This is a genomic window from Acidobacteriota bacterium (assembly GCA_016700075.1).
Classification (GTDB): domain Bacteria; phylum Acidobacteriota; class Blastocatellia; order Pyrinomonadales; family Pyrinomonadaceae; genus OLB17.
The window spans coordinates 36,801-59,244 of sequence record CP065000.1 but is presented as its reverse complement, the minus strand read 5'-3'; the positions used below and the strand labels follow the sequence as shown (position 1 = coordinate 59,244).

Sequence of the window (22,444 nt, the reverse complement as noted above, 5' to 3'; positions counted from 1 at the left end):
TTGATGAGACACCGCATCCTGAATATTGTCGGCCGATTGGGCCTGATGCTTCTGGTCATATGGACCGTGGTGTCGCTGGTTACCCTGCTCATCGAGTTCGTTCCCGGCGATCCCGCGAACGTAATTCTCGGCGAGACCGCAACTGTCGAACAATTGAACAACTTCCGGCAGAAGCACGGGCTCGACAAGCCGGCGTTCTTTTTCAGTTTTGACGGCGAAACCGGCTTCGAATGGCACGGCACGGAGAACCGTTATTACGACTATTTTTCAGGCTTGCTTCGCGGTGACCTTGGGCGGTCATTCAGAACGGATCGGCCCGTTCTGGACATGATACTTGAAAGATATCCGGCGACCATAAAGCTGGCTGTCGCGGCGCTTCTTGTCGCCATCGGGATCGCTTTGCCGCTGGGGGTGCTCGCCGGTGCGAATAAGAATTCCCTGATCGACAACGCCGCCTCCGTAATTGCTCTGTTAGGCATATCCGTTCCCACCTTTGTTGTCGGGCCGTTTCTGGTCTACATCTTTGCGGTTAAACTTGGCTGGTTTTCGCCGACCGGCAGCCTTTATCCGGAGGACATAATACTGCCCGCGGTAACACTCGGCGCTGCTTTGTCCGCCATATTGACGCGAATGATCCGCTCAAGCGTGATCGAAGAACTTGGCGAGGATTATGTCAGGACCGCTCGTGCTAAAGGCGTCAGCGAAAGGGTCGTCCTGTTAAAACACGTGCTGAAGAACGGATTGATACCGGTTGTCACTATTCTCGGCCTGCAGCTTGGCGTATTGCTTGCGGGAGCTATCGTTACGGAAAAGATATTCAGCTGGCAGGGCCTCGGGTTATTGCTCTTGGATGAGGGCATCAGCAAGCGAGACTACCGCCTTGTGCAGGGATGCGTTCTGGTCATAAGCGTTACTTACATTTTTGCCAACACGCTGACCGATCTCGTTTATCGAAAACTCGATCCTCGAATTCGTCTATCGTAAATGACAAGACTTGGGTACATAGGCTTTGCCATCGCCGCGCTGTTCATCTTGGCGGCGATTTTCGCCCCGTATATAGCGACGCATGACCCTCTCGTTCAGAATTTGGATCTTCGCCTGCTTTCTCCTTCTGCCGAGAACTGGTTCGGGACGGACGCACTCGGCCGTGATATTTTCTCGCGTGTTATCTACGGTGCACGCATTTCGCTTGAGGTCGGCATCTCGGTTGTGGTCGTCTCGGCGATCGTCGGAATTCTGATCGGATCGATCGCAGGCTTCTTCGGCGGGTGGGTGGATAAATTCCTTTCAGGATATCTTTTCAATGTTTTCCTCGCATTTCCCGGTCTGCTTCTCGCGATCGCGATCGTAGCTTTCCTCGGTCCCGGACAGGGAAAACTGATCGCCGCACTTTGCATCATCGGCTGGGTCGGCTATGCCCGCGTAATGAGAGGACAGGTGCTAAAGGTACGCGAATACGATTATGTTACAGCCGCCCGAGCGCTCGGTGCCGGAAATCTTCGTATACTTTTTTTCCATATTTTACCGAACGCCATCCAGCCGCTGATAGTTCAGTCGTCTCTCGGCCTGGCGGGAGCGGTTTTGTCAGAGGCAACGCTGTCGTTCCTGGGACTCGGGATCCCGCCGCCTGCGCCGAGTTGGGGAACGATGATCGACGAGGCCCGTCAAATATTCACTATCGCACCTCACGTTCTGTTCTTTCCGGGGGTCGCGATAGCCCTTACCGTGCTTGCGTTCAATTTCATCGGCGACGGGCTGCGCGAATACCTTGATCCTAAACAACGATCGCGATGAATATGCTCGATCCTGTTCCGAAGATATACGACCTTGGCGATTCCGCCATGACGATTGAATTTGGCGACAGTATCGATAGCGACGTGAATAAGACCGCAGTTGCTGTATCTCGCTATCTGGCGGATAACCCTTTTCCCGGTTTTATCGAATCATCGCCTGCCTATGCCTCCGCAACCGTATTTTACGATCCATGTGCGGTCCACGCGGCGGTCGGGAAAGATGCAGACATTCGTGAATTTGTTCAGGAAAGGCTTCTTTCCGCGTCGTCTCAGGCATTCGGCAGTCTTTCAGATCGCAATGCCCTGATCGAAGTTCCGGCGCTATTTGGCGGCGAATCAGGTCCTGATCTGCAAACATTGTCTGCCCGATTCGGAGTAAGCGAGGAGGAATTCATAGGCATCTTCACCGGGCGTGAATATCGTGTTTTCATGCTTGGGTTTCTTCCCGGATTCGCTTACATGGGAAAGGTCGATGAACGAATTGCGGTACCGCGACGCGACACTCCGCGAAAGCGTGTGCCTGCCGGAAGCATCGGGATCGCCGACGAACAGACTGGGATCTATCCGTTGGATTCTCCAGGCGGATGGCAGATAATCGGGCGTACGAAACTTCAGCTTTTCGATCCTCAGGCGGCCGCTCCATTCCTTTTCTCGCCGGGCGACCGCGTAAAGTTTGTGCCGGTCTTATGAACTTCAAATGGCGATAGAGATCGTAAAGCCCGGAATATTGACGATGGTTCGCGACCTGGGCCGCTTCAGGTTCCGCCGATTCGGCGTCAATCCAACGGGGGCTATGGACCCGCTTGCTGCAAGGATCGGCAACATCCTTGTCGGCAATTACGAAGATTCGGCGGTCATTGAGGCTCACTTCCCTACTCCAGAGATACGCTTCACAACTGACACTGTCTTCGCCGTAACTGGAGCCGATTTCAGTGCCGACCTCGACGGCGTTGGATTACAGAACTGGCGAACATATCGTGCAGATGAAGGCAGCACACTGTCTTTCAGATCACGTATCAAAGGAAACCGCTGCTATTTGGCGGTTGCTGGCGGTCTTAACGTTCCGAGATGGCTTGGGAGTTCGACGACGAACATTGCCGCCGCTGTCGGCGGATTCAAAGGACGAAAACTGTCGGCGGGCGACAGGCTGGATGTGAGTGACGGTCTGCACGCTCCTCCACTTGTAGGCACTGCGGCCGGTCCGTCCATCATTCCCCAATACCACCACTTCCCTACCGTGAGGATCGTTGCGGGTGCTGAATTTGACGGTCTGATAAACGAAAGCCGCCGGGCGTTTCTCAGTGGAACATATGAGATCGGGGAAAGGTCGGACCTAATGGGATTCAGCCTGATAGGACCCAAACTCGAAACTGTGGGAAACGCAGCATTCCTGTCCTCCGCGGTCAGCTTCGGTACCATTCAGTTGCCTCCTCTGGGTGATCCGATCTTGTTGATGGCGGATCATCAGACCTCCGGCGGATATCCGCGTATTGGACACATCATCTCGTGTGATCTGCCGCTTGCGGCACAACTCGGATGCCGTGACCGTATTGCCTTTCACTTGGTCGATATTGCCGAAGCCCATTCTACTTTGCTTCAAACTGAGAACGACCTTAAGATACTGCGTGCTGCTTGTAGAATACGTTCAGTGTGAAAGCCATGTGTGCTATCGACCTAAATTGCGACCTCGGCGAAGGCTATCCGGACGACGCCGAGTTAATGAGCATAGTTACGTCGGCCAATATTGCCTGCGGAGGCCACGCAGGTGACGAATCAACAATGGCAGCCACCGTTCGGCTAGCTATTGAAAATAGGGTCGCGATCGGAGCTCATCCCGGTTTTCGCGATAAGGCGAACTTCGGACGCACCTATCAGACACTCTCACAATATGAGATAACGGACCTGGTCGCAGAGCAATTAACGCTGCTAAGAGATATTGCCGAGAAACAAGAAGGGTGTGTTAGCCATGTGAAACCGCACGGAGCACTCTACAATCGGGCCGCGGACGACGCGGGGGCCGCGGCCGCGATCGTAAAGGCGGTAAATGCGGTCGACCCTTCTTTGATCCTGTTCGGGCTCGCGGGAAGCATGCTGGTGACAGAAGGAAAAAACGCAGGCCTCCGTATCGTCAGCGAAGCATTTGCCGACCGCCGCTACAGCGCGGCGGGCAGGCTCGCTTCACGTTCAATTGAAGGTGCTGTAATAGACGACGCTGCTGTCGCCGCTGAGCAAGCTCTAAAGATCGCAAAGCGTGAACCTATCAAGACAATTGATGGCGAAGAGATAGTCATCGACGCTGAGACTATTTGTCTGCACGGCGACGGCATTACTGCGGTTTCAACTGCTCGGCTCATTCGCACATTTCTTGAAGACAATGGCATCGAGGTCAGATCATATATCCTCTGAAAAGCCGCCACAAAAGGGCCTGATCTCGGCACTTGCCGGCGCAGCGTTCCTGATGGCGACATCTGCCGTCGGCCCCGGATTTCTCACACAAACTACCGTTTTCACCGGCCGGCTTCTCGCAAGTTTCGGCTTTGCGATCCTGGTCTCGATCATCATTGACATCTTTGCACAGCTCAATATCTGGCGGATCATCACCATCGCAGGAAAGCCGGGACAGGACGTCGCGAATGACACAATTCCCGGCAGCGGTTACCTGCTCGCAGTGCTGGTCGCTTTCGGCGGCCTTGTTTTCAATATCGGCAACATAGCCGGCACGGGACTTGGCTTTAACGCAGCGACCGGCCTGCCGGTCGAACTCGGTGCGGTGATAAGCGTCGCGATAGCCGCTTTTTTGTTTCTTGTTAAGGACGCCGGCCGTGCGATGGATCTCTTTGTAAAAGCCCTCGGCCTGCTGTTGATCGCGATGGTAACGTATGTCGTTTTCGTCTCGAGGCCACCGATCGGTGAGGCGATACGAGGCACATTTTGGCCTGATGTCGTAGACGCGAAGGCGATCGTAACTCTGGTCGGCGGAACAGTCGGCGGCTATATCACCTTCGCGGGTGCTCATCGCCTCATCGACGCGGGCATCACAGGTCCAGAAAATCTCCGGACCGTGAATCGCGGCGCTGTCAGCGGTATTTTGCTGGCAGGCGTCATACGAATCATGTTATTCCTTGCCGCTTTTGGAGCGGTTTCAATGGGGTTGCAGATCGGCGGTACAAATCCCGCGGCTTCCGTTTTTGAGTTCTCTGCAGGCGAGTTTGGACTGCGTATTTTTGGCGTAGTAATGTGGGCCGCCGCTATCACTTCGGTCGTCGGTGCAGCTTTCACATCCGTGTCTTTTCTGAAAACTCTCTACGCCAAGGGTATAGACCATCAGAAATTTCTCGTTCTCGGTTTTCTCGCCGTTTCAGCCACCGTGTTTTTTACTGTTGGTCAACCGGTCAAGCTGTTGATCTGGGCCGGCACGATCAATGGCTTCATTCTCCCGATCGGGCTCACACTGATGCTGCTTGCATCGCGCAAAATGGCGACAGGTGGCGAGCTCCATCCACTTTGGCTGACCGTTTCCGGTTGGTTCACCGTGTTGGTTATGCTCGGATTTAGCGTCACTGCGATAGTGAACTCGTTGTGGGCAAATTAGGGGCAGCATATATTTCAAACCTTTTCAAAGGTTATCCGCATCAAATACAATCGTAGTTAAATGCAGAAACTCTTCTTAAGCGTGTTTGCGATCTTGGTGTTGTCCACGGCCCTGTTTGCTCAATCCGGCAGACGCTCCGACCCCAGACAATCGCCCTCGCCTGTTGCCTCGCCGACACCGGATTCGGCTCGCTATTCCGAATCGGTGCAGCTGCCCCGCCGAGTTCGCAGAACTCCAGCTGCCCCCGCGAATGTCCCGGAAAAGCGATCGCAGACGGTCGGAGACGATGAAGTAGTACGCGTCGAAACCAATCTCGTCACCATCCCGGTTTCCGTTTACGACCGAAACGGCCTTTATATTCCCGGCCTTGGCAAAGAAAATTTTGCGATATTTGAGGACGGGGTCGAGCAGGAGATCGCGTATTTCGGTGTTTCCGACAAACCGATCACGGTCGTTCTCGTCATTGATGTCAGCCCGTCAACCGAATACCGGATCGAAGATATCATTCGAGCGGCAAAGTCGTTCGTTTCGCTTCTGGAACTACACGACAGCGTAGCAGTGGTCGAATTTGATCAAAACATCCGCGTGCGTACAAAGGCGACGACGGACCGAGCAAAGATCTTCGACGCGATTGACAAGGCGCGTTTCGGCAACGGCACGTCACTTTATAACGCCGTCGATGAGGCTCTGCGGAAACAACTCGGAAAGGTCGAAGGCAGAAAAGCCGTGATCCTTTTTACGGACGGTGTCGACACGACGTCCCGCAAGAACAGCTACGACAGTACCCTCGATTATGCCGAAGAGAGCGATTCCCTCGTATTTCCGATCTACTACAACACCTACATGGATAATCGTCGGCGGATCGGATCACCGTTTCCGGGGGTCCTGGGCGACATCATGACACCCCGCGGGACGACCGCACAGGAGTATGCACTCGGGCGGCGATACCTGGATGAGATAGCTGCGGCGACCGGAGGACGCGTTTTTCGGCCCGAGTCTACGCCGGGCGGCCTGATGCGGGCATTTGAAGGTATAGCGGAAGAACTCCGGCGGCAATATAATATTGGCTACATTCCTAAAACCGAAGGCTCGCCCGGCCAACGCAAACAGATCAAAGTAAGGGTCAACCGGCCCAACTTGGTAATTCGTGCCAGGGACAGTTATATTGTCGGATCACAGATCGGAAATTAGAAAAGGCGGCACGCGGCCCGCCTTTTCTCTTAAAGAATGGTGATCCGACCAGGACTCGAACCTGGGACCCAATGGTTAAAAGCCACTTATTGACCAAAACTGTTTCGGGCTAGAATCACCATCTAAGTCTATAATTCCTTTGTTTTCAAGCTATTCTCGGTTTATACTATCTTTCTAAACTAACTCGAAATAGTTAGAAAATAGTTAGAAATAGTTAGAAAATAGTTAGATGGGACGGAGAAAAGCTGGATACGTTTGGACTGACAAGAAGACCGGGCATCTTTATGCCCGAGTACAACTTCGCGACTCAAACGGAAAAGTAAAACAGATCTATAAAAGAGCTCTCAATCCGACCCATGCCGAACAACTGGCAAGTGAAATCTTAGAAGAAAGCGATGCTCGCGGTCAAGGTTACATCGAAGGCCGTAGTATGACTTTCCGTAAACTCGCTGACTGGTATAAGAAAGAATACGTTATCCCTCCTGTTTACTCTGACGGTAAGAAAGTCGAAGGCATGAGGACATGGGAATCTGAACGCCTAAAGATCGATCGTATCGCTGCAGAACTTGGCCGAGAATTGATCAACGAAATGGATGAGACCATCTTCAGGAAATACAAACTGAAGCGGCTCAAGTCTGTCTCGATCACAACAGTCAATCGGGATTTCGAGTCGGTTCGCGCGATGTTCCGAAAGGCCAAGAAAAAGAGGTGGATCAAAGAAGTGCCTGACTTCGACGGGTTTATCGACAAATCCTTAGAGAATCGTCGGACAGTCACAGTCACTAATATTGAAGAAAAGAAAATCCTCAAGGAGGCTAGAAAGCTGATCACCACCTCTGCTCCTCGTCTTTACGCTCTTATTATTGCACTACGAGACTCCGGAGCCAGACCTAACGAGCTTTATCCGGTGAATGATTACAGCGAAGACAAGTCTAAGTACGAACCAATTCGATGGCGTGACTTGTTTGACGAGAGAGGACAATTTCGCAATATCACAAGGTTGGTTTCTTACAAGGGCAAACTACGCGAAGAGCGTTTGGCTGTAATTACCGAGCGTATGAAGAAGGCTTTTCTCGAACTTTGGCGATTCCTAGAGCATTCAAAGAATGTAACGCCGGCGAATGCCGCACGTCTCGACAATATGGTGTTCCCCCACACAACTTATAAGAAATCATGGGATATTGTGCGAACGGCCGCTGGCTACCCCGATCTTCGTCTACGCGACCTCCGCCGTGATTGGGTAACTCGCCTTGGACGCTTGGGCTACTCTGATAAGTTAGCTCAACGCGGTGCCGGCCACAAGAAAATGCAGACCAGTTTCGAATACACCGAATTTGACGAGGCCGCTGCCATGCAAGCCAAACTCCTCCTCGATAAGGACAACCGGTAAGATAACGGGCGCATTAAAGGTTGTGCGTGAATTCCTACATATAATATTTGTACTTAGGTTCGGCATCGTTTCCATCTTTCACCTCTCTCAAGATGTCTCCGACTAAACGCGAGAAGCGAAGTGTAATAGGCATGAGTCCATTAAAATCTGCTGAGTTCCAATTCATTTTGGTGAGAACCATGCTTTCATGAAGAAGTTGCTTCAATGAAGAATCTCCTATATGGTCCGTAATTTGTAAGGGCGACGGAACATGTCCATGCGGATAAGAAGCTAACTCAGAAATGTAACCGTTTGTATAAAGGTAGGAGTCTTTACCGATGGTAATAGCGGTTCCTCGCAGGGGCGGGTATTTCCCGACCCTTAATAATCGAACGTCACTTGCCGGTGAAAGTGCAAGCAGATCATATTGATCTACCTTTGTTAGTGCAGATTCGAACCCTGTTCGCTCCGCCTCTTCAAAACGTGAACTCTTGTGAAGTACAACCCTTCTGGGAGCCGAACCTCGTTCTTGCTGGTAACGACCCAGCACCATTTCAATGAGCCTGATGGCAAGTTCCTCGGACAGATGAGGCGATCGACCTTCCTCTTCGTTCCAGTGAAAATCGTGTCCACGAAGTATTAGCCCTTCCCCATTTTCATCAAATGCTTGAACTACACTTGTCCGCAAGGTTGATTTCTTACCGAGAGGTCTAAAAAAGCTGACACCGATAAAACAACTATCTGGTGCGAGTCCAGTCGGCCCCCAAGGGAGCCCGTCAACCTTGAAATAGAGGCCAGTTAGGAGATTCCAAGCGATCTTGGCCTTGTGGTCTAATTGTTTATCTCGATTAGATATACCAAGTATGGTGCTCTCCTGAAGGATCTGTGTCGGTTTAAGAAACCCCATCGCAATGGCTTTGAAAGCCCGGCGAAAATCCCGATGCACTTCGCCAACACCTTTCTCGAAATAATCTGCAACTCTACACGCTTTATAGAGTTCCTTGGTGAGCACAATAAAAATAAAGTCTAGCGGGTGATCTTTCTGGGTCAATATCGTCAATTTAGATTCCACTAGCTCGAGAAAGTTTTCAAATCGAGCTTTCTCGTCCTTTATAGCCAGTATTTCGCGACTTTCGTTTCTTGTGATCGGTTCACAGATCTTGTCGTCAAAAAGCAGTTCCGAATAAAATCCACGATCAGCCATAAAGCCCGGGAATGGGGCAACCGATTCGTCTCCGTCGATGCCTTCAGAGCATTCAAACAGGAATTCTTTCGCTTTCTCAATTAATTCGCCAGTTCCGATAAATCCGACATGAATTTCACGTTTATGCCTAGTCGTTCGCAAAGAGCGAGGGCCATAAAGAGGTATGCCAACTTTTGGATCAGTGTTTGTCAGGCCGTCAGCAAAAAGTAATTCTGGTTCCTCCAGCCATACAACTGAGGTTTTCGGGGATTGCAATTGAATAGGAGCTATTTTTGATGGTGAATTATGAGTCTTGTATCGCTTCATCTTCCCATTCCTCCCATTCAAGTTCTTCACCACTTATGGAGTCGTTCCATTCTCCCAAAGTGAACAAATCCTCCTCGTATAGCTCATTTTTGAACGGTTTATCATCACCAGCAAGACCGATCCATTCAACATCAAAAGGAATTAGTTCCACTCCAATTACGGCCTGCTGGCTGCCGAAATTCAATACAAATCTAGGTTCTCCCTGCGAGAGAAAATCTCTCCAAAAGACAATTTCGCCCATGTATTTATCGTTATACATTTTGGCTTTGAGTTTCGTCACTTTTCGTCCTATTTTGTCAGGCGCCAGGAGTAGGCTTCCATCTTTTGTTAAGTGACGCTCAGGTCTGATTGATAAACACCATTGACGATCATCGGTATGATGAAAGCGTAGGCCGGCAGCCAAATGGTACCAAAACCCCTTACCGGTTCCGTCGTGTCGAAACTTCGGCTCCCAGGCAACTTTTCGCGGCTGTTCTTTCTTATTTAACGGACGGTATGTAACACTCCGTTCCTTACCTTCTTCAAGAACTGGAAAGTAAAATCGCTTGTGCTCAGGGTCATACCTTATCTTAAGGGTGCCGGCGTACTTATACAGGGATCGATTCAAAAGGCTTACATAAACCCGCTTCCAATCAGGGTCATCCCACATTTCCCACGATTTATGCGAAGTGACCTTAGTGGAATCGATAACATCAGAAAAGGGATTTGATTTTGATAATGCTTGAAACGCATAGAGCCTTCCATCTCGGAGGGCAAAGGGCGCGAGAACATAAGGGTCGGTTTCCTTCTCCCGCGCCGGAACATGTACTCTGCGTTTCACTTCGTCGTATTCGTTTTGCCCAAAACTACACGGTGCCGAAAACACTGCTTGGGGTAGAGCCAGAACCGGCAGGATAGTGCTTTGAATTCGCTCTGAAACCAAAGGGCGGTTCCTAACTGTAGGTGCACTCGTCAGAGACTTCGCTACCCATAGCTCGTGATCCTTCTTCATTTGTCGGAGTACGGCAACACTATATGTGCGTATCTGAGAGTCAATGATCTTATGGTGATCCCGACATAGTAAAATAAGATTTGGAGATTTCGCCCTGTCTATTTCACTCAGATCTTCAGCGCCTCTAGGTCCTTGGCGACTATCGGCAACGATGTGCGCAATTTCGCCAACAACAGTCGGATCATCTTCGGCTGTTGCCTCTTCGACAAGCTTCTTTCGACAATCTCTGAACGCACAGCAACCGCCAGACTTCAGAAAGACTATGTGCTTATCCTTGTCCGAGACGTCCTTTCGTTTCATGGTTAGCCTACGACTCGTATTAGGCCCTCCCATGACATATTTGAATTAAGTAAAGTATGCGGAATCACATGGTAGGACCATTTTTTCCCGCCGACGGCGGCCTCATGAAGTGAAGCGTGTTCACACCATTGGCGAGCAGCTTTGGCTTTGTCCTGGACGGATGAATCCTCGATATCATCTTCTCGCTTCACTTCGCAGACAAACTTGCCATTGGTGGTTTCGACAATAAAGTCAGGCTCGTATTGGTGATCTTGATGGTAGAAGATCTGCAAGGTGTTTCTTGACGGCTTGAACCATTTGATTACTTCGGGATCGTCTTCGAGAATCACCGCTAGACGACGTTCCGAATCCGAATCGAATTTCTGCATTGGATAAAGACATTTCTGGAAGCCGCCGAAATGCATCGACCGAATCTGCTGCGGATTATCGACCGGAGCTCGGAAATTGCGTGCTAACTCCGACGCATCTATCGAATATGCAGCAGTCCGCAGAGTAACGAACCCTTTTGTCGTCCTTACCTCGTATTCTGTCTTATTCTGCTTTTGATGTGCGGCCATTTGAGCATGTATCAGCTCGGCGATCCGCTTCGAATGATATTGCAACACATTCGACACATCTCTTTCGTCAGTAAGATAAGATCGAAGATGTTTGATAACATTACCGCTTAGTTCGTAAAGCAATTCCGAGTGGTCATCGTACGAGATATCGTCGTAATCGATCAGCGATCTAACGATGTAGTTCTCCAAAACTATCTCGGTCTGCATTCCGTCCAGATCCGATAATCTTTCACGGCGATAATTCTGAAGACTTTGGAGCAGAATATCCTGCGAGACGGGCTGTAGATTTAGATTTGCCGTATCAAGTTCAAAATCCTCGTAGGACCATTCAGCATTACCCTTTGGAAGAACAATGATTCGGGGAATGTCGATCGTCATCTCGACAAATTTCTCAGTTACCTTCTCGACAATCCGTTCAAAATCAGGTTCCTGATTCATTTCAGCAAAGGACGCCTGGGCCGGAAGCGGAAGGGCCTCTTTTACTTCACGAATTATCTCCGCTTGTATTTCGGGTGCTTTTAGCTCAGCCGAACTTCCTAATCGCTCGAACTTCTTGATCACCTCGTATGTCGTTCGTGCAACTTCACGATCCAATGGGTTTTCAAAAACAAATGTGGGCTGCTGAACCGCTGGCGTCATCGCAGCCGGTTCAACCATAGAAGTCGTATCCGATCCAAACAGAGCAGATTCAATCGCAGGGGCGACAGTAACCGACTTTCTTTCTTCTGTGGCAATATCTTTGCCGATATAAACCGGCACGATCTTCAAAGCCGAATCTGGGCGATTTGCCTCGTCAACGATCTCTTGGAATTTGTCATGAGCAACTATCGTCAGCCTATCGACCGCGTTAACTCCAACGCGCTTGCCGTACGGAAGCCGCAAGCCACGACCGATGGACTGCTCGACCAGAGTTTTCGAATTGGCCGCACGCAAAGGCACGATCGTATAGAGGTTGGTCACATCCCAACCTTCTTTGAGCATATTGACGTGAATTACGATCTCGGTGGGCTCAGCGGGATCTTCTACCGCAAGTAAACTCCTAACCGTTTCCTCAGCCTCTTCGCCACGTTGATTGGAATGAACCGTGATAACCTTGTCACGATATCTGCCCTCGAAGAAATCATCTGATTTTATTTTTGTGATCAATTCGCCGGCGTGGTCTGTATCACGAGCAACGACCAGCATAAAAGGTTTTACTACTTTCTGATCATTCTGCTTGGCAAAGGTTTCCAGATCAACCTTCGTGCTCTCATGGATGCGAACCCCATCTTCCAGCTTGATGGTTTCGAGTTGCTCGGCGGTGTAATTTGCCGGAGTGAAATTCTCGCGGGTCGCAACGGTTGGTTCCTTAACAAAGCCGTCATCGAGAGCCTTCGACAGCGGGTAGCTGAATATGACGTTCTTGAACGGAACCGATCGCGTTCCAGACTCCACCTGCGGGGTCGCGGTCAATTCAAGCCCGAGGATCGGTTTCAGTTCGTTAATGGCATTGATACCTGCTGAGCCGCGATAGCGGTGCGATTCGTCCATCAACAGAACAAGGTCGTTGAGTCCCGCCAGGTAGTTGAAGTAACTTTCGCCAATATATTCGGAGAGTCTTTTGATACGCGGTGCTTTTCCACCGCGAACTTCCGAATTGATCTTCGAAATATTGAAGATGTTAATATGAACGGCAGTTTCGCCAAAGAGGTCAGCGGCCCTTACGCCGCGGCCCGATTCGTAGTTGTCGCCGGTGATTATTTCGGGGGGCTCTATCGCGAAGGCTTCGAGTCCAGTGAAGACATATTTCGGAGTGTTCGGGGTAAAGTCAGCTATGAGCTTGTTATAGATCGTCAGGTTCGGGGCCAACACGAAAAAATGTCTTATCGACTTCGCTTGATTAAGATAAGCGATGAACGCCCCCATCAGCCTTGTTTTACCGACACCGGTTGCAAGAGCAAAACATAGTGACGGAAAATCGCGCTCAAAATCATCTACGTTCGGATATTCCGACTTAATAACTTCCAATGCTGCTGCCGCATCAGTCTCTTTTGAAAACTCGACGATCTCATTTAGACGCGAAAGTATTTGCAGCGATTCGCGCTGAGGAGGGCGTAACGAAAGCCGGGCAGAAATTGTATTGACTATACGATCTGTCATTCAAAGTTTCTCGCCGCTCGGGCCGTGGCAAATTCTATTACTCCTCATCAAAAACCAAGCCTTGTTGCGTTCCCGGTTCTGGTTCTTTGACGGTCAGGCTTTCGACTTGCAATGAATAATCACCCTTATCCCATTCGCAGCGTTTCAGTATTGCGTTCGGTATCTTTTCAAGCGTCAGGTTCGCGAACTCGTTCTTTCCGGCGCGGAAAGCCTTGCAGCAGATCAGCAGTGTGCGTTCGTCGCCGACCTCGTCGGATATTGCTTGCAGCATTTCACGAGTCAGATTCTGTGTGGTCACATAGATAAAATCCGCTTCGGTCGAATATCCGTGCACCCAATAGATCGAATCCGAAGGCTCGTACTTAAAGCCAAGATGTTTGCACATCGCCTCGGCCAGCATTTCGGCGTTGTATTCGGGATTGATAATGTAATTGTCCCACTTGTCCTTTTTCAAAAGGCTCGGGGCAAGCTCGTAAAAGCGAAAACCGCCGCCGCCTTTCCAATTGACCGCTTTTGTAATACCGCCCTGATCTTCTCCGTCGATTACCTTTTTCAAACGCGGAATGATATGCGTATAGCAATGATCGCCCAACTCGACCATTATCCAACGCCGCTTCATTTTATGAGCAACCGCCGCAGTTGTTCCGGATCCGCCGAAAGAGTCCAACACAACGTCGCCTTCATTAGTTCCTAAGTGAAGGATGCGTTGCATCAGGCGTTCCGGCTTTGGCGTAGCAAAAATATCAGTCGGATTGAATTGTTGAACCTCCCGTTTCGATTCTTGGTTATCGCCAACTTCCGTTCTCGGCCAAATTGTCATGGCGACCATGCCTTCTTGGACCTCAGCTAAAAAACGTTTGAGTCTTGGAACGTTATTTCCATCCTGCCCGAACCAGACCCGATTATCCTCGGCCAGTTCCAAATACTTATCTTTCGAATAAGTCCAACAACGCCCTGATGGAGGAGTCACAATCCTGCCGGAAGGTGTGACGATTTCGTAAATATTTGCGCTGATTCCTGTTCGCGCAAACTGCGCTCCCCTTTGACCACCGGTCAAACTTAGCGTGAAGTCGCCTGAACTCCAAGGACCTCTCCGATCATTATCGGGATTGCTATAACGAGAATCAGCTGATTCGCTTCTTTCAAGGAGATTAGGGCGCCAAATCTCCTTATTCTTGGCATAAACCAATATATGATCGTGAGAATCGGAGAGCCAAACGGCGTTCGCTTGTGGAGATGCTTTCTTCTGCCAAATCACATTCGAGACAAAGTTCGACCTTCCAAAAACCTCATCAATTGCAACTTTTAAATAATGTGATTCGTCGTCGTCAATGGAAATCCACAGGCTTCCATCTTCGCAAAGAAGTTTTCTCAGGATTTCGATCCGATCCCTCATCAAAGAAAGCCAAAGTGAATGCTCAATTCCATCTTCATAGTGAGAAAATGCAGAGCCCGTGTTATACGGTGGATCGATATAGATGCATTTAACTTTGCCGGTAAACTCCTGTTCGAGGGCTTTGAGGGCGAGCAGATTGTCGCCCTTGATCAGAATATTGTCGAAAATATCATCATCTGAAACACGATGCTCCGCATGATAAGACCTTTCCTTATCCTCCAAAAGAATGCGCGGCTCCAACCTCGGCCGCTCATCCTTCCCGATCCAGGTCAACTCCAATTTTGTCTTTTTAGAAGCCATCCGTTAAATTTCGTAGGGCAACATTTTCGTTGTTCCGCAATCGCATTGCCATACACCGTCATTTTTGTTCTTCCTATTAGCAAACCCTTTGCATGACGGGCATAACAATTTCTCGACAAAGCCGATCGCAAGCTCCGCAAAATCCTTTATGTCGGGGTCAGTAAATTCTTCTGCGGTCGGATTAAAATGCGCACCGACCTGATTACGCGTTCCGATAAAGGGCTGAAGTTTCTGATGAATTTCTTCAAACAGTATTTCTTCCTGTTTTCCGTCGCTATCAGGTCTTGATACTTTTAGTTTCTTTGAAAGTTTGGTGGTCCCGTCCCAGTAGTTTGCCAGCGTATATTCACTGCGATGCACACGAGGCATCTTGGATCTGTACTGCTTGGTCAGTTCGTCAAACGCCTGTTCCAGCAGGACTCCCGCTTTTGAACTGATCGCTTGCCGATCAAACGGCCCAATAGTTATCAACGACTTGAGCTTGTCGATTTCCATCTGGCTTGGATAAACAACAATTCCCTTGGAATGGTCCCATGTGTCGAGTTCGAGAACCGTTGCCTTTTGTTGCGATTTCACGCCAAACCTAAACAGGTCGTGCCACCGCCGCTGATGGGTTGCGACTATGATCTGGTTGAAACTATCGGCCTCTTTTAGGAGCAAATCGACGATTCTGGAAGCGTGCTGATTATCTACCGAGGTAAAGACGTCATCTAAAACCAAGGTCATATCTCCACCGGATGAATATTTAGCGATCGCCATCCAGTAACAAAATCCCAATGTATCAAGGTGAGATTCGCTGAAGTAAGCTTGGGGAGTTATGTCCTCATGGTCACCAAATGAACCAAATTGATTTAGAGATCCCTTGGTCGTCTCGCTTAAGGCAAGCTTTGTGAGTTTGGCTGTTTCATCAGGATGGATAGCATCCCAATAACACTTAAGTTGATCAGAAACTGAATCGAGTATCGCACCGGTGAACTCAAGACGCGCTCTGAGGACAATGTCCAGGGCAGCATCCAGTCCCTTGCACATTAGGTCTTCGGATTCTAGATCATCCTTAGTTCGTTCGATTTGTTCGACGGCCGGCTTTAAGGAATCGAAAAGAGTCAACTCGCGATTTAGCTCATTTAATTTCTCTTGAAGCGGTGCTTTTAGCGTTGCTAGACCTTCCGAGAGCGAATGCACTTGTTGCTCCGTGATCACTTCAACCGATTCGAAGGCAAGGGCAATTTCCTCCGAAAGTTCTCCATGGTCGATTGACTCTTTGACTGGAATTGTAAGAGCAGCTTCAACAGATCGAATTGCCTGTTGCATTTGCCGCTTCGACTCATCAAACAATGCCTGTTTGTTTCGTAGGACTTCCTGTGCGGTCGTCAGAGACCTATTGAGCTCGTCCGCAGTCTTTAGATTTTGAATGCGCTCATTGACTTCACCTCGGAGAGAAACTAGATCGTATGGTGACTTACACGCCGGACACTCATTATCGTTGTAAGGTTCGGCGATCACAGCTTTGACACGATTAAGCATTTCAACCAAAGCAAGCCCTGAGGCTCCGCCGACTTCAAACGCTGTAATCTGGTTGGTGACCTCATCTAAACTCGACTGTGCTGTTTTGACGTTCTCCTTGGCGGTTACGGCCGTGTTTCTACAGGACTCGAACGCGTCGATTGATTTGATTGCCCCGCTCAATAAAGAAACTAACGTTCGGACATTAGCTAAATCTTTAGAAAGGATGTCTGCGGCCCATGAACTAGCGGTTTCGCCAGGACCTTCATGCTCTCGCCATATTGCACCCAAAAGATTAACTGCCTGTGTGTGGAGTTCGGCGTTCCGTTCGACCGACTGTCTTGATGTCTTTAATGCTTTTCTGAGGTTTTGCTCGCTAACCTCGTACTTTTGAAAATCGATAAAAGATCGGATTGATTCGAACCGCTCTGATGGAGCTGCTTCAACTAGTTTGAGTAATTCGGATCTTCTAAGAACTTTAACTGAAGGATAACCTTCAATCGGATTGACATTAACCCGCCTTCCCTTTTGACTTGCCTCCCAACTCGTTTCATCTCGAAAGAGCCGAACCTTGAGATCCGAAGGATCAGAACCTATAGACACAACGTGAGTGTGGTCGGTTGAACTGATCGACTCAAGCGATCCAAGTGATTGATTACAAACAAAATCCAGGGCATTGCAAATAGTTGATTTACCACATCCATTTTCACCAAACATCAGGACGAGCGGCTTTGACACGTCAAAGTCAATCGACGTTGTCGTTGTTGCCCCTCGAAACTTTTCGAGTTCAATTCGCCTGACCCTTTTTTGGTACATTCAGTCTTCGTTTTGGTCTTCGGTTTCCGCTCGGGAGCCAAGGATCCAAATCCGCCAATCTTGTTCTCTCGCATCCCCAGAAAGCAGCTTGGACTTGATGGAGTCCAAACGACGATCAGCAACCAGACCAGCTTCAACTAATCGTTTAAGCGTGATGCCTGCCAGTTGCTCTGCAGGCGATTTGGCTTCTTCGCACATCTGAAATCTCCTTAGCCTCTATACGACGCTCCATCGGATACAAAAGAGTTGCTCGTGCGTTATCTTCTGCTCAAGTCTCGCCTCGACAGTAGAGATCAAGGCATCTTTTTGTTCGTCAATGTCATCCTGTGCCTCGTAAAGCTCACGACGTTTTTTTGACCGTTCAGATTCCGCTTCCTTTAACTGTTTGTGAAGCTCAAGTTTGCTCTGTAAATCAGGTTCGACTTTTGCATCTCGTTTCAATTGTTTGATCCGGGCATCAAGATCTTTAAGCTCCATTTCAAGTGCGTATTTCCTGTCATCGGCCCAACGGTCGATCTTCTCCATCTCGTCGTCAAAGTATTTTGCGTTTCTCTGCGCAATTTCTTGTGCGGAAACGTTCTTGGCACGTTCCATCACGTTCGACAGTCTTTTTGAAATTTCTTCGTCGACGGCCCTCTCAGATCTAACTTCACCTGCAACCAGAAATAGCTTCGAGGCAAAATCTGGAAGGAGTTCGTTCCCCGAGTCATCAAGGATTGCAAATAGTATATGGTCTTCTTCTTCGAGAGCTTCTACCTTAAGACGTTCGGCGCAAAGCCACCCCGAATTTCCAACCTGTTCGTCCACGAGGCCAAGTTTTTCACCCAACCCGGAGTAATCAAAAACGATCTCGGCGGGTTTCAATTCACGGTTCTTTGCAAGCTGTACTAACTTTTCAGCTAGTTTATTATTGAGACTATATCCATGAACATGCTCGGCCCCTTCGAGATATTTCAGAAACCGATATTTGCCGCCGGGAATGTGCTCGTCATCGATTTGACAGTCCGGAATCGTGAATTCGTAGTTGTGGTCATCAAAATGGGTTCCGTTATTGAGCAAATTATTTAGCTCAATACGGGTCAGGTTCCAGAACATTTTTTCAAGCCGGTTTAGAACTTTCTCTCCCTCTTCGCGGCTCATCCGTAACCTTTCGTGCACCTCGGGATCAAAATTCTCAAGGAGATCGCGCCGCGTGTCCGACATTCTTGAAACGATCTGCTCTTCCAGCTCGGTCTGAAGACGATTGAATCCTTCCTCGATCTCTTCAGTCGTCCGACAATTCTGATATATCTCGGCTATGCGCTTTTCAAAATCAACGCCGGATTCCAATGCTCCAAGAATCTCGTCTGACGATCCAAAAACGCCGTCAAACAACTGGAACTTCTCAGACAACAGGTCGAATACTCGTTCATCCGCCGCATTACCACGATTGAGGAAGTTGATAACAACGACATCGTGTTTTTGTCCGTATCGATGACAGCGGCCTATTCGCTGTTCAATTCGCTGTGGGTTCCACGGTAAATCGTAATTCACGACCAGCGAGCAAAACTGTAGGTTTACGCCTTCGGCCGCAGCTTCAGTAGCGACAAGTATTTCCGCTTCTTCCCGAAAGTTTTCGACAATGGCCGCTCGGATGTCGATTGGCTTGCTTCCGGATACGATAGGTTCGCCCTTGTGCAGTTCAACCCACGCTTTATAAATTTCCGCAGATCCTTTATCAGCGTTGCTCCCGTTCATCAAAGCGACTTTTCCGGCATAACCGCTTTCATTAAGTAATCGGACGAGGTACTCCTGAGTTCGTCGAGATTCGGTGAAGATCACTGCTTTTCGGTTTGCACCGAGTTCATCAAGTTTTTCAAACCCCTTGTGAAGCGCCATCAAAAGGGCAGTGCCTTTAGCGTTTTGCTGGATCGATGAAGCGAGTTTTCCGTATTCAGAAATTTCGGAAAGTTCAACCAGAATATCTTGCTTCTCGGCTTCTTTTTCGTCACTGATCGTCTCTTCCTCAGACTCCTTCCATTCATCCGCAATCTCGTCGTAGTACTCAAAATCATCCTCAATTGCTTGTTCTACTTGTTCTGGCTTACTACCCGCTTGCCGTAATCGCTGGGCTAAAGCATCAAGAGTTCCCGCAATGGCGAAGGTTGAAGAAGCAAGCAGCTTTCTAAGGATCAGCGTCATTAGTTGCCGCTGGCTTGCCGGCAAGGCGTGTAGTTTTTCCCTTTGTAAATAGGCAGAAACCTGGTCGTATAACTTTTGCTCTTCAACTGAAGGGGTGAAATCCTGGGTGATGGGAATGCGATTTGTGAACCTTACGTATTCAACGACCTGGCGCCGCAATGTGCGCTGACAAATGGGTCTTAATCGTTGTCGAAGCTCGCCCAACTCGCGCTGCTGAAGCATCCCGCGCATATATCGTTCGCGAAACACCTGAACATCACCGAACATGTGTTCATCGAGAAAGCTGACTAATCCATAAAGTTCAAGAAGGCTGTTCTGTAGGGGCGTGGCCGTTAGTAATACCTTTGGTCGGTCATCGAAGGCTCGTTTGATCGCCGATGCAATCTTGTTTCCTTTCTTGTAAACATTACGAAGTCGGTGCGCCTCATCGACTACAACAAGATCCCACCGTGTTTTTAAGAACTCCTGTTCTTTGCCCTGCACAAAATTGTAAGAACAAATTGCTATTTCATTTTGCGGCTCCAATGGGTTAGCGACTCCCATCTTGATGCGTGCGTTGAACTCCCGAGTATCAAAGACGACAGACGATATATAAAATTTTTCCGATAGCTCTTGCGCCCATTGTTTACGCAAGGTTGATGGGCAAATAACCAGAATTCGCCGCTTCCGCTCAGCCCAAAGCTGGCTGATGATAATACCGGCCTCGATTGTTTTTCCAAGCCCTACTTCGTCAGCTAGTATTGCACCTCTTGACAAAGGGGAACGAAATGCGAAAAGTGCGGCATCCAATTGATGGGGATTCAGGTCCACCGAGGCATTGAAAAGCGAATTGCCGAGTTTTTCAATGCTATCCGACGACACGTGTTTCGTAATGTCGTAGGCATAATATTTCGAGTGGAAGGAAGTCATAAATACTTAATCGGGTGACTTAGGTCTTGCTCATGCTCTATTTTAGTCAGTTTTGTTGAAGTTGCAATTTTCAAGTAGTGCTTCTCGATTAAAATGGTTTAGTGTCATCCGCAAAATGGTACTTATAGTGCCATTATTTTGATAAATCTACACTATTCGTTGCAGTAGGTTTAGATTATTTGTCATAATGGAACTGTGAGTATCAAACGCACGTCAAAACTAAACCGACTATTGACCTCACAGCCCAGTGGAGTTGTGTTCCAGTCAAAGTGGCTTTCGGACCAAGGCTACAGTGGTCATCTTCAAAAAAAATACCGACAAAGCAATTGGCTCGTTTCAATAGGCAGCGGGGCGATGATACGCGCCGGTGATCAGGTCGGGTATGAAGGGGCAATCTATTCCTTGCAGGAACAGACCGGCTCAACTGTTCACCCAGGAGGCCGAACAGCCTTAGCACTACTTGGAAAAGCTCATTACCTGGAAATGGCCTCCCAGAGGGTAACTCTGTTCGCGGACAAAACAGAGAAACTGCCTGCCTGGTTCAGGGAGCATGAATGGGGTGTTTCGGTTGAGTTTTATCCGACCTCATTCCTTCCTCCGGATCTCGGACTAACGGAACTCGAACGAAGAACATATTCGATAAAGGTCTCGGGAGCAGCTCGGGCTCTTTTGGAATGTTTGTATCTTGCGCCTGAAAAGCAGGATCTAATGGAATGCTACGAACTGATCGAAGGAATGAACAATCTACGCCCCGATCAGGTACAGCGGTTGCTGGAAGAATGTCGATCGATAAAGGTCAAACGTCTTTTCCTGTATTTGGCGGAGAAAGCGGGGCACGACTGGTTTCAGTACGTTGATCTGGAGAAGGTCGATTTAGGAAAGGGCAAGCGGAGTGTAATCAAAGGCGGCGTTTTTGTTAAGAAGTACCAAATAACGGTTCCGAAAGAATTGGAAACAAGTGGAAAAAGTGAATTATAGAAAACAGGTTTCCCTTTTGCTGAGCGTCCTGCCTGAAGTAGCAAAAGAAAAATCCTTTGCCCTTCACGGTGGAACCGCGATCAACTTGTTCGTCAGAAACATGCCAAGACTTTCGGTTGATGTTGATCTGACCTATATCCCGGTCGAAGATCGAGCAACTTCCCTTGAGAATATTCAAGCGGCTTTGCGTCGAATAAAGGAAAGAATCGAACTTGCAATCAAGGATGTGCGGATAACCGACCGCAGCGCCGACGGAAAATTACTGGTCTCCTTTCACGAAATTGTCGTGAAGATCGAAGTGAATTTGGTCGCTAGGGGAACTGTCGACGAACCGAAAGGGATAGCTCTCTGTTCATTAGCACAAGGCGAATTTGACGCATTTTGTGTAATGCCCGTTGTGCCTATTGGTCAGTTGTTTGGAGGCAAGATTTGTGCGGCCCTTGACAGGCAACATCCACGAGATCTGTTTGACGTAAAGCATCTCCTGGAAAATGAGGGCTTCTCAGACGAAATCAAATCCGGTTTTCTTCTCGCCTTGATATCGAGCGAACGCCCAATTCATGAAGTAATAGATCCGCATCTGTTAGATCAGCAATCGGTGCTTGAAAATCATTTTACCGGAATGAGCAATGAGGTCTTCCCCTATCAGGATTTTGAGGAAACAAGAACGAAATTATTATCAACAATCGACGAGCGCCTCACGGATGAAGATCGGAGTTTTCTTCTAAGTATCAAGGGGCTGGAGCCAGACTGGAATCGCTACGATTTTGAGAAATTTCCAGCGGTGCAGTGGAAACTTCTCAATTTGCGACGCCTGAAAGATAGCAATCCAAACAAATACTTGGAACAGTACGAGGCACTCAAGAGTAAATTGGAAAAATAAAGACCGTCCAGATCGTATCTTCTCTAATCTGTGCGG

The 22,444-nt window shown here is 48.9% G+C and carries 17 protein-coding genes and 1 tRNA gene; 10 read left to right on the top strand and 8 right to left on the bottom strand.

What is annotated here, in order from left to right; genetic code table 11:
* Positions 1–3 precede the first annotated feature (3 nt).
* The 7 genes from IPM50_00265 to IPM50_00235 are packed head-to-tail and all read left to right on the top strand — an operon-like array spanning position 4 to position 6,576.
* Complete coding sequence (locus tag IPM50_00265; GenBank protein ID QQS33053.1) at positions 4–984, top strand: ABC transporter permease; 981 nt, start codon at positions 4–6, stop codon at positions 982–984.
* Positions 985–1,794, top strand: a complete 810-nt coding sequence (locus IPM50_00260) for an ABC transporter permease (GenBank protein ID QQS33052.1) — start codon at positions 985–987, stop codon at positions 1,792–1,794.
* 2 nt (positions 1,795–1,796) lie between these two features.
* The gene (gene pxpB / locus IPM50_00255) at positions 1,797–2,483 is read left to right on the top strand and encodes a 5-oxoprolinase subunit PxpB (GenBank protein QQS33051.1); all 687 of its coding nucleotides are present in this window, start codon (positions 1,797–1,799) and stop codon (positions 2,481–2,483) included.
* Positions 2,484–2,490: 7 nt separating this feature from the next.
* Entirely contained in the window at positions 2,491–3,447 is a 957-nt protein-coding gene (locus tag IPM50_00250) for a biotin-dependent carboxyltransferase (GenBank protein QQS33050.1), read from the top strand.
* Positions 3,448–3,452: 5 nt separating this feature from the next.
* Positions 3,453–4,199 carry a LamB/YcsF family protein gene (locus IPM50_00245; GenBank protein QQS34426.1) on the top strand — a complete coding sequence of 249 codons (747 nt, stop codon included), beginning with the start codon at positions 3,453–3,455 and terminating at the stop codon, positions 4,197–4,199.
* Positions 4,168–5,385, top strand: coding sequence for a divalent metal cation transporter (locus tag IPM50_00240; protein ID QQS33049.1), 1,218 nt, complete (start codon positions 4,168–4,170; stop codon positions 5,383–5,385). The genes IPM50_00245 and IPM50_00240 overlap by 32 nt, the downstream gene beginning before the upstream one ends.
* 60 nt (positions 5,386–5,445) lie before the next feature.
* A complete protein-coding gene (locus IPM50_00235; protein ID QQS33048.1) occupies positions 5,446–6,576 on the top strand; it encodes a VWA domain-containing protein in 1,131 nt (376 codons plus the stop codon).
* Between the two features lie 37 nt (positions 6,577–6,613).
* On the opposite strand, the gene IPM50_00230 is transcribed toward IPM50_00235, so the two are convergent.
* Positions 6,614–6,699 (bottom strand) — tRNA-Lys (locus tag IPM50_00230).
* 106 nt (positions 6,700–6,805) lie between these two features.
* Here IPM50_00230 and IPM50_00225 point away from each other — a divergent pair.
* Entirely contained in the window at positions 6,806–7,966 is a 1,161-nt protein-coding gene (locus tag IPM50_00225) for a hypothetical protein (GenBank protein ID QQS33047.1), read from the top strand.
* 34 nt (positions 7,967–8,000) lie between these two features.
* Here the strand turns inward: IPM50_00225 and IPM50_00220 are convergent, their stop codons facing one another.
* The 7 genes from IPM50_00220 to IPM50_00190 are packed head-to-tail and all read right to left on the bottom strand — an operon-like array spanning position 8,001 to position 20,547.
* A complete protein-coding gene (locus IPM50_00220; GenBank protein QQS33046.1) occupies positions 8,001–9,455 on the bottom strand; it encodes a hypothetical protein in 1,455 nt (484 codons plus the stop codon).
* A complete protein-coding gene (locus tag IPM50_00215; GenBank protein ID QQS33045.1) occupies positions 9,433–10,746 on the bottom strand; it encodes an HNH endonuclease in 1,314 nt (437 codons plus the stop codon). The genes IPM50_00220 and IPM50_00215 overlap by 23 nt, the downstream gene beginning before the upstream one ends.
* A 2-nt stretch (positions 10,747–10,748) precedes the next feature.
* Positions 10,749–13,442: a DEAD/DEAH box helicase family protein gene (locus tag IPM50_00210; protein QQS33044.1), complete on the bottom strand. Its 2,694-nt coding sequence runs from the start codon at positions 13,440–13,442 to the stop codon at positions 10,749–10,751.
* 37 nt (positions 13,443–13,479) lie between these two features.
* Complete coding sequence (locus tag IPM50_00205; GenBank protein ID QQS33043.1) at positions 13,480–15,138, bottom strand: site-specific DNA-methyltransferase; 1,659 nt, start codon at positions 15,136–15,138, stop codon at positions 13,480–13,482.
* 3 nt (positions 15,139–15,141) lie between these two features.
* Complete coding sequence (locus IPM50_00200; GenBank protein ID QQS33042.1) at positions 15,142–17,457, bottom strand: AAA family ATPase; 2,316 nt, start codon at positions 17,455–17,457, stop codon at positions 15,142–15,144.
* On the bottom strand, positions 17,458–17,655 hold the full coding sequence (locus IPM50_00195) for a hypothetical protein (protein ID QQS33041.1): 198 nt from the start codon (positions 17,653–17,655) through the stop codon (positions 17,458–17,460). It lies immediately after the preceding gene.
* Positions 17,656–17,673: 18 nt separating this feature from the next.
* Entirely contained in the window at positions 17,674–20,547 is a 2,874-nt protein-coding gene (locus IPM50_00190; protein QQS33040.1) for a DEAD/DEAH box helicase family protein, read from the bottom strand.
* A gap of 195 nt (positions 20,548–20,742) precedes the next feature.
* Here IPM50_00190 and IPM50_00185 point away from each other — a divergent pair, with 195 nt between their 5' ends.
* Both IPM50_00185 and IPM50_00180 read left to right on the top strand, forming a co-directional pair.
* Entirely contained in the window at positions 20,743–21,525 is a 783-nt protein-coding gene (locus tag IPM50_00185; GenBank protein QQS33039.1) for a type IV toxin-antitoxin system AbiEi family antitoxin, read from the top strand.
* Entirely contained in the window at positions 21,515–22,408 is an 894-nt protein-coding gene (locus IPM50_00180; GenBank protein ID QQS34425.1) for a nucleotidyl transferase AbiEii/AbiGii toxin family protein, read from the top strand. Before IPM50_00185 ends, IPM50_00180 begins: the two co-directional genes overlap by 11 nt.
* Positions 22,409–22,444: the final 36 nt, after the last annotated feature.